Raw genomic sequence first — 14,500 nt, 5'->3', positions numbered from 1 at the left:
TTACTGGATTTTACTTAACAGCATATTTGCCGCGCTTATTACTTAGACTGTTTCCTATAAAAATGACAATACAAAGAAACACAATGTATAGCACCTTGATTATACTCATTTTGCTGTTACTAATGATTACTCACATATTTAGCAATCAAACCGACAAAGACGGTTCTAATGTGTTAAAAGTCTCCGATGCACTCGCTATTTACCACACGAAATCAGGCAACAGTTTGGCCGATTTGCACTCTTTAAAAACACTGACTGAACTTCACCCCGAGCTGCTCAATAGCGTGCCATTGGACAAGTGGGGGTCGCCATTTGAATATCGCTATTTAACACACTCTCCACTGACTTTTATGATTTTTAGCTCAGGGTCAATCAAGCGCAGTAATACATTCACTTTCTACTTATTTCGTGAAGAACATAATCAATTCATCATGACCAAAGTTGAAAGTTAAAAAATAAATAAAAAATTAGGAGTACTACATGCTACTTGAAATAGCTATTGGCGATGCTTACGGAGCTGGTTTTGAATTTGCGAGCAAAGAGAAGGTTGCAAGTTTTAATAATTTAACAGCTTATCATGAGCATGGACTCGGCATCGCGCCTGGTCACTACACTGATGACACGCAAATGTCGATAGCGCTCGCAGAATTGATAGTAAGCTCAGCGCCTTGGGATGAATACACCATCACACAAAAATTTGTGGAGTGCTTTAAACGAGACCAGCGCCTTGGCTACTCCAAGGGCTTTTATGCATTTTTAGACTCAATTAATTCAGCTGAAGACTTTTTAGCCCAAATTAAGCCCAACAGCAAAGCAAATGGTGCAGCAATGCGCTCAGTCCCCATTGGATTATTTCCAAACATTGAAGATGTGCTTAACAACGCCAAATTACAAGCCAAGCTCACCCATGATACCACCATTGGTATAAATTCATCTCAAGCTGTTGCGCTAGCAAGTCACTACTTTTATTACCAAATAGGGTCTAAACAGCAACTTGCTGAATTTGTCCAGTCTCACACCGAAATCCAATGGGACTGTCAGTGGCAAAAAGAGGTCGCGTGCTGCGGGTATGAGACCATCAATGCATTGCTGACAGTTTTATTGAATGCAGAAAGCTACTCTGAGCTTTTAATCAAATCAGTGGCATTTGGTGGTGATGTGGATACTGTTGCGGCTTGTGCATTGGGTATCGCCAGTTTAAGTGAAGAATATGTCAATGACCTACCTGCGTTTTTGTACGAAGAACTTGAAAACAAACAATACGGTAAAGACTATTTAATAAAGCTCTCTTCTGACTTGCAAGAAGCTGCTAGTAAGCTCAAATAACCCATTGCCCTCTATAATTACCTCACTTGCGGTAACAAGGGGGTAATATTGCTGCCATAATGTGAAAAAACGACTTTTAAGTGCTTATCTAAGCGCTTAAGTTCTGCACGGCAAATATGTTTAAACTTTAAATTTGCAGAACCCCTGCTTGAATTTAACACCAGATTACGTCTAAACCACATACGTAATTGTGCAGTATGTAACGGATCGTGACCACTTAAACACACTGAGATAAATTTGCGTCCAGCCTCAATGTAATCTGTGAGGTTATCAATATTGGCAGGGCTATGCTTGAGTATCATTGCCTTTACTGCAAATTCAGCACTGGCAGACTGATATGCTTGCTCAAACGCATCTTTGGCAATCACCTGATGAAAGTCCATAACCCAACGTATCTTGGCTTTTGATATTGATAATAATAATCAATATCAAAAGCCATGTAAACGCTACAGACTATCTAAATCATTAACCCATAAATGTCACTTTGCAAATAAGACCATCTTGCACTTCGTAAGCTGCGATCACTTTAATACTGTTGTCTACCTCTTTGCTTGGTAATGTCGAAGATTCGGCCAACTCATGATCAATCAAGAAGTGCTCATGGACAATGCGCTTTAACGAAGTTGCGTGCAAATAGCTTAGGCTAGCGAATTTTTTTCCATAGCGTTCAATCAAAGCATCTTTACCTTTAAACACCAAAGTTTGTGATTGGTAAATTTCTACGTCATCGCTGTACGTCGCTGCAAAGGCGTCAATGTCTTGATTGTTATAGGCTTCAAGTTGACGGTCGACGATGGCAATGGTGGCTTGTTCTATTTCTGTATGCATAAAGCAGGTCCAAATTATTATTAACTTGGACCGGTATACTATACAAACAAATGTCTAGTGTTAACCGTTAGACATGAAAGATTTCCACCAAAAGGCATTATTATGCGACTGCCCCGCAGTGAGTACCTCACCGACAATGGGGGTGTTGATTGTCACTTGATGCTGTTGCGCAGCTTTGGACACTCGCTCTAACGGTTCATACCAAGCATGAAAAGCCAAATCGAACGTACCATTATGAATAGGCAGCATGACCTCTGCATTCAAATCAATATGTGCTTGAACACTTTGTTCGGGAGTCATATGGATATCAGCCCAATCCTTGTCATAAGCACCGGTTTCAATAAAAGTATAATTAAATGGTCCGTAGCGTCGACCTATGTCTTTAAAGCCATCGAAATAACCAGAATCCCCACTAAAATAAAGACTTTGCTCACCCGCTTTTATTACCCATGAGCCCCACAACGTTTTATTCCCATCGCCCAGTCCCCTGCCAGAAAAATGCTGTGTCGGTACGAATGCGACCAAGCTCTCACTGTCAACATGCTCCTGCCACCAGTCAAATACTTTAATCTTGGCTTTATTCACTCCCCACTGAGCAAGATCCCCTTCCACGCCAAGTGGAACAAAAATTTCCTGAGTTTTGTCTATCAAAGCCAACACGCTGTCTTTGTCTAAATGATCGTAGTGATTATGAGAAATTAAAATGCGCTCAATAGGCGGTAAGTCTTCGAGAGAGATAGGCGTTTCTTGAAAGCGCTCAGGCCCTGCAAAACTAAATGGCGATGCGCGTTTAGAGAACACCGGATCTAACAACCAATATTTACCATACACTTTAAGCAAAATAGATGAGTGACCTAATTTGATCATATGTACTTGTGTGTCCGGCAGCTGTGCCAACATGGATGGCGTCTGCTGCACCATGGGTAATGGCTTGCTCGGCACAGGCGATACTTTTGATTCCGTCATAAAGCGCCAAAAAATACCCAGCGTTTTACTTAAACTTGGCGGTTGTGTTTCGTTGGTGTTGTGAAACTTACCTTCGTTAAATTGAGTTGAGCGATAACCCGCTTCATTCACTTGCGCGTCTAAATTTGACACCATAGAACATCCTCCAACCGTTAATCCAAATAATACTGCTGCTACAAAAGACACTTTATATCTAGCTTTCATACGCCACCACAAAAAGTAAACTACACGGTGCAGTTTTTCACATGGAAGAATAAAAGTAAACTACACAGTGCAAGTTTTTTTGATTTCAGCTACACTAGCCCCATCAAAGTGAGGAGTTAATTGATGAAGCTATCAGAGAAAAAACGCTTGCAAATCATTCGTGCAGCAGAACATTTATTTGCTGAGCACGGTGCACAACAAACCAGCATGGATTTGGTTGCCCAAACCGCAGAAGTTTCTAAACGCACTGTATATAACCACTTTGATAGCAAAGAAGCGTTACTTTACGCCGTGATTGAAAACATGCTCAGCCAAGTCACTCAAGACCAAGAGCTTGTTTATACGAATGACAAACCTATGCGCGATCAGCTTATCGACATCGCAAAATCAGAAGCAGACATGTTAACCTCAGCCCCCTTTTTACGCATCGCACGGGTGGCATTTTTAGAGCTGTTGCAAAATCCAGATATGGCTGCACACTTGAATAACACCAAAGTGGGCTGTATGCGCTATTTCGAAACCTTTATTGACCACGCAATCACCGCAAAGCAACTAGAAGTAGATGATATTACTTTCGCAGCCAAGCAGTTTGTCTTTCAGTTAAAGTCCTTTATTTTTTACCCTCGCTTGTATGGATTTGAGCTTGATGCTCACATCACCCAAGACAAGGTCATTGAAGAAACCGTCGATATGTTTTTAGCCCGCTATCAAGTTAACAGTGAGCGATAAATGAAGTTAGGTAAACGACTTGCTGAAATTAGTCAGCTTGTAGACAACCAGTACACACATATTTGGGATTGCTGTTGTGATCATGGCTTCTTGGGTGCAAACCTACTTGATAAAAACCTTGATGCGACGGTGCATTTTGTTGATATTGTCCCGCATTTAATGGAAGCCTTAGACACTAAACTCCCACAGTTTTACGCTGACAAGCAATCTCAATGGCAAACCCACTGTATGGATGTTTCAGAGCTCCCGCTTGAAGGAAAATCAGGAAAGCACCTTGTCATTATTGCTGGTGTTGGCGGTGACCTATGTGGTCGATTTATCAGAAATATACTCGCCAATAATCCAAGTTCTGACATCGATTTTTTGCTTTGCCCTGTCCATCACCTTTATACCTTGAGACAAGCGCTTAATCACCTCAATTTGAATCTGATTAATGAGACATTAATTAGCGAAAATAAACGCTATTACGAAATACTGAAAGTCACTAATGACCTTTCAGCTACAACACGCTCAATCTCGTCTGTAGGTGAAGCGATTTGGCAATATAGTGATGCGCAATCCTCTGCCAATGCAAAAGCATATTTAAATAAAACCATCGCTCACTATCAACGCATTAATCGCGGTGACAATGACGTGTCAGATATCATTGCAGCATATGAAGGTGTGAAGGTCACGCCCAGAAACTAGTGCATAGCTTGCAGCACTGGCGAAATGACCGGTGGTTTGATTGCAACCACCGGCCCTTCTCAAAAGTGGAATATTCTTATTATTTTTCAATCGTAAAAATATCGCGATATAAACCATCGGGAAAACATTGTCTGTCCGTTTTAACGCCTCCTAAACGTTCAACCAGTGCCCGAGCGACTGTATTGTCATCGTTCATGTAAGTTTGAACGTGTGTAAACTTCAATACATCATAAGCATATTTAATCGCCGCTTTAGACGCTTCAAGGGCATAGCCTTTGCCTCGCCCCGCTGGCAGTAACCACCAAGTGAGCTCCGTTGGCCAATTGTATCCGCGCCAAAAACCACATGTGCCAATATAGTGGCCAGTTTCTTTCTCTTGTACAGCCCACACCCCAAAACCATATAAAGCCCAACATCCCAGGTCGGCTTTAAGTCTAGCGAGCACTTTTGCTGGCTCAATCGGCCCGCCGTACATTTTTGATGCACTACCATCGGTATAAAACTGCAAATAGGCATCTAAGCACGCTTCATTTGGCGCAACTAGCCTAAGCCGCTCAGTGTCCAAGGTTTCAATTGTTGTCATTGCATATCCCGTTGTGATGTTATTTTGACAGCGCTAATCTTGCTGCTAACGCCAAAAACAGCGCACCTAAAATGCCATCAAAATGTTGGCTGATGTTAATTCTTCTTGCAAATACCTTTGCTACCTTACTGAAAATAAATGAAAAAACAAAGTTAACCAGTAATACAATCATACATAACAACACGCCTAAAGTGATGATCTGCATACTCATTGGCTGCGCATCATTGGTAAATTGCACTAAGAAAACACTAAAAAATAAGATGGCTTTTGGATTCATCAAATTGTTTAAAAACCCTTTTAAAACCAGATTACTAGACGATAGGCTCGGGGTTTGTACTACGTTTTCATGTTGTTGATTATTCACCCACCATGTGCGCAGCATAGTCACACCGAGCCATGCCAAATAAAGCGCACCTAGCATTTTTATAATCACGATCAAAGGAGGAAACTGCTGCATTAACTGACCAAGCCCTATGGCAACCGCGAGGGTTTGTACAATACCTGCGACAAAAATACCAATGGATATTCTGACTCCTGCTAATACACCTTGCCCAGACGAGTAAGCAGAAATGAGGACCAGATCGGGCCCAGGTGACACTGCGAGTATTAAACAGGTCATCACAAAAAGTGGCAAAATCGAGAGCTCTAGCATAAATACAATCTCCATCGTTATTACTGCAAAAACCGACAAGTTTGCCACACGTACTCCCTTTAAATAAATACGTCTTAATGATTGATTTTTATATTTTATGTACAGAGTTAAGTCTTAGAACCCTGCCCATGATCGGTTTCACATGTAGTCTTACTGACGGATTGCTGAGCCGAGCCATACCAGTTCACTTTGCGAGTTAAAATCATCACCAAAGACAAGACTATAAAGCACATTAAGCTGCCCATAAGGAGTGCATAGTCCTCTGCCCCTAACATGCCATACAGCAGGCTGTATAACATCGTCAAGCCAAGGCTAAAGTAAACACCTAATTTGGCACTGTTTAATACTCCAGCTACATACCAGCCAAGCAAACCTGTTGCACTCAATGTAGAGATTACATACGCAAAGCCAAAACCTAGATGTTCACTCAGAGAGATCAGTAACAAGTAAAAAATGGCCAAGGTGAACCCAACAAAACCGTATTGCACAGGGTGGATAGGCTCTGAGCGCACCAATTCGAGTAAAAAGAAGCTTGCCATTACAAGTAAAATGACCAAAAGTGCATAATTAATAGCACGATGGCTTTTTAAATAATGATCAACTGGGTCAACAAGGGCAACGCCCATGGTACGGTTCATAAGCTCTGTACATTCATTACGCATCACGCAACTGGTAAATATGCTTTGCATGTTGGTAGAAAAATAACTAGCTTGCCAACGCGCTGTAAAAGCTTCGTCACTGATGTCTGAACTCAGTGGTAAATACTCTCCTTCAAAACTAGGGTGAGGCCAGTTTGCTGACATGCTTACGTGTGTTTCACTACCAAGCGGCGATACAGCAAGACGCATCATGCCTTGCAAATGTAAATCAGCGGAGAAAGCCAATGTTTCTTGTGATAACGCAGAGACAGCAATTGGCGCATGAACTCCCTCTTTGATGCTGGTCAACAAGGTGCCCGGTAACATGTCTACTTCTTTGTTCGCTACTTTAAGCACCGAATCAAGGCCTATACCGCGAATATCTTGAATGCCAAACACCAAATTTACTGACAGCACCTTGTCTGCTTCAAGATCATTGAGGTGCGCCACTGAAAATTCACCGGAGATGGTATTAATGGAGCGGTATAAAGTGGCCTTATAAATGCTGCGATACTTCTCAAACGTATCTAATTTTGCATGGATCTTCAGTGTATCAGGTAGGACAAATGCTTTGTTTTTAATGGTTTTGGTTTCCTGATTACGCGTTACTTCACGCTCGTACTCTATGTATAAAAACGGGCCAATCAGACGTTGCTCGTCACTGCTGCTTTTGGCAATTTCTTGTTGCACTTGTTGCTGTATTGAACTTCGTTCATCAATTAAATCGGCAATGAACATGATGGGGATCATCAGAAAAATTATCACCCCAATCAGCGTGACAAATTTAATTCCGATTTTTTCTTTATTTTGATTATTCATAATTAACTCCTCAGGTTTACCAACACTGTATCAATCTCGTTTGGTGTCTCTGTGGAGTTAATATGGAGTGTTTATGGAGTTTTAATCGCAAGTGTGACTTCAACGCCCTCTGGCTGATTGCGAACATTTAAATAGCCAAAGTGTAATTTGGCCACTTGCTCAACAAAATTCAGCCCAAGCCCCGTGCTTTTATTGCCATTGGCTCTTGGCAGTGAATAAAACCGCTCTGTTAAGCGAGGTAATGCATATTCAGGAATTTGTTCGCCTTGGTTAAAAATTACAAAGCAGCAATGCTTGTCTCGCTGCTCTATGCACACTCTGAGCTCGCCGCCCTCGACAATAAAATCTAACGCATTATCAAACAGATTCAATAACGCTTGGCGCAGTAAAAACTCATCCCCTACAAGGGCAATATTTTGACTGTCATCAAATTGATATTGCACTGATTTTTGTTCAAATTTAATGCTCAATATATCTGCAACATAATTGACCAAATCACGACTTTGAATATCACTGGTTTGCTCAAGTTCAGGTTGCTTTTCAAGCTTCGCCAACACCAGTAATTTATCAATTAAAGATTGCATGCGCGCAGACTCGCGCTCAATGTTACTTGCAAATCTTTGTCGCTTGTCCTCTTCAAGCGGCATTTGGAGTAATTCACTGGCCCCCTTAATCCCTGACAGCGGGCTCTTGAGCTCGTGAGTTAAGGTTTCAACATACGTGGCGACATAATCTTTGCCATCTAGCTGGTTTCGCATGACCGAGAGGGCATCACTGAGCTGGGCATATTCGTAAAATACTCTAAATGTCGGCTTGCTCGCCTTTTCGCCCTGTCCCATTTTATAAGCGTAGACAGACAGTTTTTTCAGTGCTGAGTTGATCCGCCAAGCCACTACAGCGCCAACCAGCAACACCATCACACTCATTATCCCGAGCCAATGAAAAACTCGCTGCTTAGACAAGTCTATAAATGGTTGAACAGAGCGATTTGCCTTAGCAACTGTCAAGCTGCCAATGGTTTTACCCTGATGGATAACCGGAGCAGCCACATGCATCACCGTTGAAAGTGGGTCATTGGGGTCGGTGGCAGTTGAACGCGCGCCGTATTCACCTCGCAAAGTCAGGTACACATCATTCCACCGAGAAAAGTCGCTACCAATATCTTGTTGCCATGAGTCCGCAACGACTATCCCATTACTGTCAGTAACATAAATACGATGGGTCATCGACTTTTTATCAACTCCCCAAATCGCCGCATCTACACTACGATTGCCAAACTGCTGGAGTAAATCGGCTATCTTACTGTTTTGCAATGCGTCATTTGCCAAATCATCCGCAACCAGTACCGCGAGCAAATTCGCCATATCTACCAAGGTTTCTTCTGTGGTCTGTCTAACTGTTGGCTTAATTTCTTTGATAAGTGTCGAGCTAACAAAGTAAGTCGTCATGATCACGATAACGAAATAGAGCACAAATAATCTGATCCCAAGCGGGATTTTAGGCCATCGCTGCATCATGACCCCGAGTATTCGAAGTAATACCCAAACCCACGCTTGGTTTTGAGATGTTCGCTCATATCAACTGCTTTAAGCTTGTTGCGAATGGCTTTGATATGAGAGTCTACATTACGCTCATAAGCCTCTTCTGCTGGCATGTGGGCAAAATCCATCAATTGTTGACGGCTCAATATACGCGGTGACGACTGCACCAATGCATCCAACACCTTAAACTCCAGCGCAGTTAAACCAAGTCCAACACCATTTTTATAAAAATCGAAGTTTTCAGATACTAAGCCGCTGGATAACTTCTTTTCTGCTGCAGGCAATGATGTTTGACGAGGCTTGAGTCTGAGCTTTACTCGAGCGAGCATCTCTCTTGGGCTAAATGGCTTAGTGACATAATCATCGGCTCCAATCTCTAATCCTACAACCCGATCAATTTCGTCAGCGCGGGCCGTCAAGAATATAATGGGCAGTGCCGAAAACTCACGGATCTGTTTACATAATTCAAAGCCGTTACCATCTGGCAAGCCTACATCTAGAATTAATAAGTCAGACTGGTTAGTTTGTAAGTGAGCAAGGCCTGCCCCCGCAGTATTGAACCAGACGACATTAAAACCATCCATTTCAAGTACATGTGTTAATGTATCCGCAATAGCAGGCTCATCTTCTATGATGACAATATTCAAAAGGCCTCCACTGTAACAGGCTATCAATATGCTTAGAGTTTAAAGCGCACAGTATAGGTGAGAGTAAAATGATAAACTACAAAAAACACATTAAAAACCAGATGTTACGCCTGTAATCCAAATCAAGTGTCGGTAAATTTCACCAGCTTCACAGCAACGGAACTATCTAACTGCTCAAGTGTATTCATAATACATTGGTAAGACCATCTTGTAGAACGATTACCAGATCCGGCGCCAATCAAAGGCATCGCAATGTGCTTGTAGCCTTGCTGCTCTGCAAGTGCGATTGCACTTTTCACAGACTGTGTCACTGAATATTGTGTCGCAAACCAACATAAATTAATGCCGGCAACATGAATAATACCTTTATAATCCAAGCCGCCCGCAGAGGTCAGCCTAGCTTCACCAAGGGGGATGGCGCCAAATTTTGCAACCTCTTTGAAAGGCACAGTCCCAGCTTTTCGCTTAATCGCCCCAGAGACGCCTTGCGGAAGCAATAACCACCAAGGAATGATATTGCGATTCCAACTATTTACAATCGCATCCACTTTTTGCTCCAACAAATCGCCATGTATCACGGTGACTTCAACACTCATAAAACGCGCTTCTCCAATTGCGTAACTACTTCAACAATCACAGGCTCCACCGATAATACTAGCAACCCTGCCATGGCATAATTAAACGTTTGCCTTGCTTTACCTTGGGTGAACACGCGCTTTAGCGCTGTGCCACATAACAGCCAACTGCCAACACAGGGAAATGCAGCCACCAAAAAAACCACTGCAATGGTGATATTTTGCACCAGATACCCTTCCCCCACTGTTGTAAAAGCAGCAATGGCGCCTGTTGCAACGACCCATGCCTTAGCGTTCACCCATTGAAATAAAGCGCCATTGATAAATGTCATTGGCCTTTGCGCTTTATGTTCCATGTCACCAGCCGCGCTGCGGGCTATTAGCAATGCCAAGTACAACAGATAAAGCACACCAACACACTTGATGATGAAATGAAGACTCGGGAAAAGCGTAAAGATCTGACCGAACCCAAGCCCTACCACCATCAGCATGACGCTAAAGCCCACACAAATACCGGCTAGCAGAGGCAAGGTCTTTTTTACACCAAAATTTACCCCACTGGCCATCACCATAATATTATTTGGTCCAGGTGTAATTGAGGTAGAAATGGCGAATAATGCCACTGCGATGATGTATTCCATCTTCTTTAATTCCCTTCGTTAATACCAACTTTGCCTATTTACCTAGTATTCATACACACTAGTTCAAAGTTTGTATATAAAAAAGACAACCTTTAGCGATTAGTGTCCCCAAAAACCACTTTCAAGGAATTTTTTATTCCAAACATTTTATACAGCCCTACTATTCTACAGGCCTTAGACTAGAGTTAAGTGTGAGTATAGTAATTAATACTGATTTGTATTTGGTTAGGGACTGAACAGGGAAAAGATATTTATGACTTATACTAAGTTACTTGTCGTTGATGATGACGCCATTGACAGAAAAACCGTCATTAAAACACTCTCTGGCGAGCAACAGCATTACGATATCGTAGAGGCAACTAGCCTAGTAGAAGCCTATCAATTAATCCAAGACATGCAGTTTGATGTCATTTTGCTCGATTTTAATATGCCTTTAGTCAATGGTGTCGAAGCCATCATTGAACTGCGCGGTGACAGCCACCTCAAGCATACCGCCATTGTGATGATCAGTAACCTTTATGATCAACAGCTCGTTCTAGATTGCATCAATGCCGGAGCGCAAGACTTTTTACTCAAACATGAGATCACCAGCTCACAACTTGCACGCTCTATCTTGCAAGCAAGAAAACGTCATGAGCTTGAGCAGCAACTCCATGATAGCTATCAACATATTAAAGATTTAGCCGAAAAAGATACCCTCACAGGGCTGCACAACCGCTTTCACTTTGAAGAAGTGCTCAATCGCCTGCTAGTGTCCCGTACAAGAAGAAATGAAGAAATCGTCGCGGTGATGATGCTGGATTTAGATAAATTTAAACACATTAATGACCATTTTGGTCACGATGCTGGCGACAGACTGCTGATAGCCGTTGCGGGCAGAATTAAAGAGATCCTGCGAGAGAACGAGTTATTGGCACGCTTAGGTGGTGACGAATTTGCTTTTGCCTGTGGTGAGCTCACCAGTATTTCACAAGCCAAAGTCATTGCTAAGCGCATTTTAAGTACATTTGAAATCCCTTTTGAGTTAGATGGGCATGCCATTCACTGTACAGCGAGTATTGGCATTGCTTTGGCTCCTATTAACGCTGAACACGCACAAGATTTAATTAAACTTGCTGATATCGCCATGTATCGCGCCAAGCGTCAACATGGCGAGCATATTGAGATTTTTCAAGATAATGTACAAGAGACTTTTTTACTCAAATACAAGGTGGAATCTGAGCTCAGGCAAGCAGCGTTTAATCAAGACTTTCAACTCAACTACCAACCCATCATCAGCAGTAAAACAGAAAAAATTGAGATCATAGAAGCCTTAATCCGCTGGCCTTTTGCACATACGACGCAATTGCCTAATGAATTTATTCCCATTGCTGAAGAAACAGACCTGATCCAATCAATCGGTAAATGGGTGCTAGAATCAGCCCTTGGACAATTTGCCGATATGCTAAAAACAGACCGCTATGACTTCAAGCTGGCGATAAATGTCTCTGCAAATCAACTTGCTACTGGAGGCTTCTCATATATGGTGATTGACGCACTGAGTCAATTGAATATTCCAGCAGATAAATTGGTCCTAGAGCTCACCGAGTCAGCCTTATTAAAAGATTGCTCTATCATCAATGAAACTTTAACCACGTTGTCAGAGCATGGGGTGAATCTAGCGCTAGACGATTTTGGCACTGGTTTTTCATCACTTCCTCATTTACTGAAGTCACCTATCAACATAGTTAAAATTGATCGCTCAATCATTCAAAGCATCTCACACCCGGACTCAACCAACCATGATATGCTCAAAGGTTTGGCTTACATGCTCTCCAAACTTGATTTTAAAATGGTCGCCGAAGGCGTAGAGACCGCACCACAAACCTCAGCCTGTAATGAGCTGAATATCCATTATTTGCAAGGGTATTTGTTTTATCAGCCCATGACGGAGCAAAAAGTAAAACAGTTACTTGAAGATGAGCAAAGAAGCTCGGGGCATCTATCTGTGGTAAACAGTGAATTACCACTTAAGCAGCCAAGTGATAAGAATAACAATTTATAAACTGTGCAAAGAGCGCAAAGCTGCGCTCTTTAATAATGTATTTAGGCTTTTTTCACAAACTTTGCTGTCACCATCATTTCGCCTACACCATCTACTTTGCAATCAAGTTCGTGGTCTTTTTTATCTAGAACACGTCTTACCAAAGCTTTGGTGCCAATCTTAATCACTTGTGAGCTACCTTTAATTTTCAGGTCTTTTACTACAGTGACTTTGTCACCATCCACAAGCAAGGTACCGTTGGCATCTTTGACTTGCGGTGTATCATCTTCTTCTACCTCAGACGGGTCCCACTCATATGCACACTCAGGACAGATCAACTGACTTTGATCTTGATATACATACTCAGAATTACACTTTGGACATGGAGGGCACGACATATTTTACTGCCTATATAACTTTCTTTGTGGGCATGATAATCCCTAGACGCCAACATCGCGAGGAAAAATCCCCGCAATATGCAATTTTTTAGGCTAAAACACGCTTTTTAATGATATTGGTCAAACTAAAAGGCGAGCAGATTTGCTGCACATATTCATTAATACCCGACCAGCTCGCCATACCCTGTACCACTGTAACCGCCTGAGCTCGTTACGCGACCTTCCCAATAAGGTATGCTGAGTTTATTTCTCGAATCTGCATTTACTGCTTTTATTTCAATAGGTTCAAAACTATCTACAGAGAGTTGCCATGCTATTGGGTAAGTCACGTCTTCCAACTCTATGCGCTTGGTTGCTACCAGCTCTACTTGCTCGTTTCCAAATGCACGCGTCTTACCATCGGGGTCAATAGAGGTTGCACTACAGTATTCATACCCTTTATCAGCAGCATGAATACAAAATGCCATCAAGCCGCCGTCTTGAGGACCCTCGCCCTGCAAACTAAACCAATCCCACCCAGCTTGATTCGGATTGATAAATGCAGCGGACCACTCTCTATCTAGCCAAGCTCGACCCGACACCTTATGCACTTTTTGGTCAAAAACGAGCTCGCCACTGACCTCTAAAAATGGATAGCTGTAATACATGGACGCATGGCCATCTTGCGTTTTTTGGCTAAAACCGTGTTCACCATGCAGTACTCTGGGGCTATTATCCATGTTAAGCGCAACACGATAACCATCTTGACTGGCATTTAAACTCAACGGCAAAAAGGTGTCCTCAGTACTTTGCATCGACCAGTTTTTCAGCCTTGCCTCAAAAGGCGATGCTTGAATAATCACATCTGATGCACGACCTGATTTTTCAAAAGCGACATGTTGTGTGTCGGTTTGCACAGCAAAATGTGCAAAATAAAATTGCCCATCCCACCAAGGCCCTGTTGGGTCCGCAGACAGTTCAGGTCGGCTTACGCGAAATAAGGTCCATTGCACACCAAAATCTTGACCGCTGTCACTTTTAAGGTTTGCAGTAACGTACCACCATTCGATCCCCTGAGCAGGATGTGCGCCATGATCTTCTGGAAAAGTTAATACATTACCTGCACTCACAGGGTCGCCACTTTGCATCGAAAATGGATGGATTGATGCTGGCTTTTGGGCAGGTTCGCTACACCCTTGCAATAAGCTGGTGATACAGAGCCACACATATAATTGAACTATCGTTTGAATTTTCATTTACTTCT

17 protein-coding genes are annotated in these 14,500 nt (G+C 42.4%); 5 read left to right on the top strand and 12 right to left on the bottom strand.

All coding sequences use genetic code 11. The features are described 5' to 3' along the window. Window positions 1-122 precede the first annotated feature (122 nt). Together QNM16_RS01400 and QNM16_RS01395 are read left to right on the top strand one after the other, a co-directional pair. Window positions 123-452 carry a hypothetical protein gene (locus QNM16_RS01400; RefSeq protein ID WP_284018813.1) on the top strand — a complete coding sequence of 110 codons (330 nt, stop codon included), beginning with the start codon at window positions 123-125 and terminating at the stop codon, window positions 450-452. A gap of 28 nt (window positions 453-480) precedes the next feature. Beyond that, a complete protein-coding gene (locus QNM16_RS01395) occupies window positions 481-1,326 on the top strand; it encodes an ADP-ribosylglycohydrolase family protein (protein WP_284018812.1) in 846 nt (281 codons plus the stop codon). Between the two features lie 17 nt (window positions 1,327-1,343). On the opposite strand, the gene QNM16_RS01390 is transcribed toward QNM16_RS01395, so the two are convergent. The 3 genes from QNM16_RS01390 to QNM16_RS01380 form a co-directional block, all read right to left on the bottom strand. After that, window positions 1,344-1,709 carry a hypothetical protein gene (locus QNM16_RS01390; RefSeq protein WP_284018811.1) on the bottom strand — a complete coding sequence of 122 codons (366 nt, stop codon included), beginning with the start codon at window positions 1,707-1,709 and terminating at the stop codon, window positions 1,344-1,346. An 82-nt stretch (window positions 1,710-1,791) separates the two neighbouring features. Continuing rightward, entirely contained in the window at window positions 1,792-2,154 is a 363-nt protein-coding gene (locus tag QNM16_RS01385; protein WP_284018810.1) for a nuclear transport factor 2 family protein, read from the bottom strand. A gap of 60 nt (window positions 2,155-2,214) precedes the next feature. After that, window positions 2,215-3,255 carry an MBL fold metallo-hydrolase gene (locus QNM16_RS01380; RefSeq protein ID WP_284019882.1) on the bottom strand — a complete coding sequence of 347 codons (1,041 nt, stop codon included), beginning with the start codon at window positions 3,253-3,255 and terminating at the stop codon, window positions 2,215-2,217. Between the two features lie 192 nt (window positions 3,256-3,447). Here QNM16_RS01380 and QNM16_RS01375 point away from each other — a divergent pair, with 192 nt between their 5' ends. Together QNM16_RS01375 and QNM16_RS01370 are read left to right on the top strand one after the other, a co-directional pair. Continuing rightward, the gene (locus QNM16_RS01375) at window positions 3,448-4,053 is read left to right on the top strand and encodes a TetR/AcrR family transcriptional regulator (RefSeq protein ID WP_284018809.1); all 606 of its coding nucleotides are present in this window, start codon (window positions 3,448-3,450) and stop codon (window positions 4,051-4,053) included. After that, window positions 4,054-4,740, top strand: coding sequence for a tRNA (adenine(22)-N(1))-methyltransferase (locus QNM16_RS01370; protein ID WP_284018808.1), 687 nt, complete (start codon window positions 4,054-4,056; stop codon window positions 4,738-4,740). A 79-nt stretch (window positions 4,741-4,819) separates the two neighbouring features. Here QNM16_RS01370 and QNM16_RS01365 read toward each other — a convergent pair whose 3' ends face one another. From QNM16_RS01365 to QNM16_RS01335, 7 genes are all read right to left on the bottom strand, one after another. After that, window positions 4,820-5,323 carry a GNAT family N-acetyltransferase gene (locus tag QNM16_RS01365; RefSeq protein WP_284018807.1) on the bottom strand — a complete coding sequence of 168 codons (504 nt, stop codon included), beginning with the start codon at window positions 5,321-5,323 and terminating at the stop codon, window positions 4,820-4,822. A 19-nt stretch (window positions 5,324-5,342) separates the two neighbouring features. Further along, on the bottom strand, window positions 5,343-6,023 hold the full coding sequence (locus QNM16_RS01360) for a LysE family translocator (protein ID WP_284018806.1): 681 nt from the start codon (window positions 6,021-6,023) through the stop codon (window positions 5,343-5,345). A 59-nt stretch (window positions 6,024-6,082) separates the two neighbouring features. Next, on the bottom strand, window positions 6,083-7,432 hold the full coding sequence (gene creD, locus QNM16_RS01355) for a cell envelope integrity protein CreD (protein ID WP_284018805.1): 1,350 nt from the start codon (window positions 7,430-7,432) through the stop codon (window positions 6,083-6,085). A gap of 71 nt (window positions 7,433-7,503) precedes the next feature. Then, window positions 7,504-8,949 (bottom strand): two-component system sensor histidine kinase CreC, encoded by a 1,446-nt coding sequence (creC, locus tag QNM16_RS01350; protein WP_284018804.1) that lies wholly within the window; start codon window positions 8,947-8,949, stop codon window positions 7,504-7,506. After that, entirely contained in the window at window positions 8,946-9,620 is a 675-nt protein-coding gene (locus QNM16_RS01345) for a response regulator (protein ID WP_284018803.1), read from the bottom strand. The genes creC and QNM16_RS01345 overlap by 4 nt, the downstream gene beginning before the upstream one ends. A gap of 122 nt (window positions 9,621-9,742) precedes the next feature. After that, entirely contained in the window at window positions 9,743-10,216 is a 474-nt protein-coding gene (locus QNM16_RS01340; RefSeq protein WP_284018802.1) for a macro domain-containing protein, read from the bottom strand. Beyond that, entirely contained in the window at window positions 10,213-10,836 is a 624-nt protein-coding gene (locus tag QNM16_RS01335; RefSeq protein ID WP_284018801.1) for a LysE family translocator, read from the bottom strand. Before QNM16_RS01335 ends, QNM16_RS01340 begins: the two co-directional genes overlap by 4 nt. Window positions 10,837-11,089: 253 nt before the next feature. On the opposite strand from QNM16_RS01335, the gene QNM16_RS01330 reads away from it, so the two are divergent. Continuing rightward, a complete protein-coding gene (locus QNM16_RS01330) occupies window positions 11,090-12,880 on the top strand; it encodes a two-component system response regulator (RefSeq protein ID WP_284018800.1) in 1,791 nt (596 codons plus the stop codon). 41 nt (window positions 12,881-12,921) lie between these two features. Here QNM16_RS01330 and QNM16_RS01325 read toward each other — a convergent pair whose 3' ends face one another. Together QNM16_RS01325 and QNM16_RS01320 are read right to left on the bottom strand one after the other, a co-directional pair. Continuing rightward, window positions 12,922-13,257, bottom strand: a complete 336-nt coding sequence (locus tag QNM16_RS01325; RefSeq protein WP_046357933.1) for a zinc ribbon domain-containing protein YjdM — start codon at window positions 13,255-13,257, stop codon at window positions 12,922-12,924. 158 nt (window positions 13,258-13,415) lie between these two features. Continuing rightward, window positions 13,416-14,492, bottom strand: coding sequence for a lipocalin-like domain-containing protein (locus tag QNM16_RS01320; protein ID WP_284018799.1), 1,077 nt, complete (start codon window positions 14,490-14,492; stop codon window positions 13,416-13,418). Window positions 14,493-14,500 lie beyond the last annotated feature (8 nt).

It is taken from the genome of Pseudoalteromonas umbrosa, assembly GCF_030125375.1.
Classification (GTDB): Bacteria; Pseudomonadota; Gammaproteobacteria; order Enterobacterales; family Alteromonadaceae; genus Pseudoalteromonas; species Pseudoalteromonas umbrosa.
Note: the sequence above shows the minus strand (reverse complement) of the source record. Positions and strands in the feature narration are given on the sequence as shown.

Coding starts and splice junctions, on each gene's coding strand:
- QNM16_RS01335 (WP_284018801.1), bottom strand. CDS start 10,836: ATGGAATACATCATCGCAGTGGCATTATTCGCCATTTCTACCTCAATT.
- QNM16_RS01365 (WP_284018807.1), bottom strand. CDS start 5,323: ATGACAACAATTGAAACCTTGGACACTGAGCGGCTTAGGCTAGTTGCG.
- QNM16_RS01395 (WP_284018812.1), top strand. CDS start 481: ATGCTACTTGAAATAGCTATTGGCGATGCTTACGGAGCTGGTTTTGAA.
- QNM16_RS01390 (WP_284018811.1), bottom strand. CDS start 1,709: ATGGACTTTCATCAGGTGATTGCCAAAGATGCGTTTGAGCAAGCATAT.
- QNM16_RS01340 (WP_284018802.1), bottom strand. CDS start 10,216: ATGAGTGTTGAAGTCACCGTGATACATGGCGATTTGTTGGAGCAAAAA.
- QNM16_RS01375 (WP_284018809.1), top strand. CDS start 3,448: ATGAAGCTATCAGAGAAAAAACGCTTGCAAATCATTCGTGCAGCAGAA.
- creD (WP_284018805.1), bottom strand. CDS start 7,432: ATGAATAATCAAAATAAAGAAAAAATCGGAATTAAATTTGTCACGCTG.
- QNM16_RS01320 (WP_284018799.1), bottom strand. CDS start 14,492: ATGAAAATTCAAACGATAGTTCAATTATATGTGTGGCTCTGTATCACC.
- QNM16_RS01385 (WP_284018810.1), bottom strand. CDS start 2,154: ATGCATACAGAAATAGAACAAGCCACCATTGCCATCGTCGACCGTCAA.
- QNM16_RS01325 (WP_046357933.1), bottom strand. CDS start 13,257: ATGTCGTGCCCTCCATGTCCAAAGTGTAATTCTGAGTATGTATATCAA.
- QNM16_RS01400 (WP_284018813.1), top strand. CDS start 123: ATGATTACTCACATATTTAGCAATCAAACCGACAAAGACGGTTCTAAT.
- creC (WP_284018804.1), bottom strand. CDS start 8,949: ATGATGCAGCGATGGCCTAAAATCCCGCTTGGGATCAGATTATTTGTG.
- QNM16_RS01370 (WP_284018808.1), top strand. CDS start 4,054: ATGAAGTTAGGTAAACGACTTGCTGAAATTAGTCAGCTTGTAGACAAC.
- QNM16_RS01330 (WP_284018800.1), top strand. CDS start 11,090: ATGACTTATACTAAGTTACTTGTCGTTGATGATGACGCCATTGACAGA.
- QNM16_RS01380 (WP_284019882.1), bottom strand. CDS start 3,255: ATGGTGTCAAATTTAGACGCGCAAGTGAATGAAGCGGGTTATCGCTCA.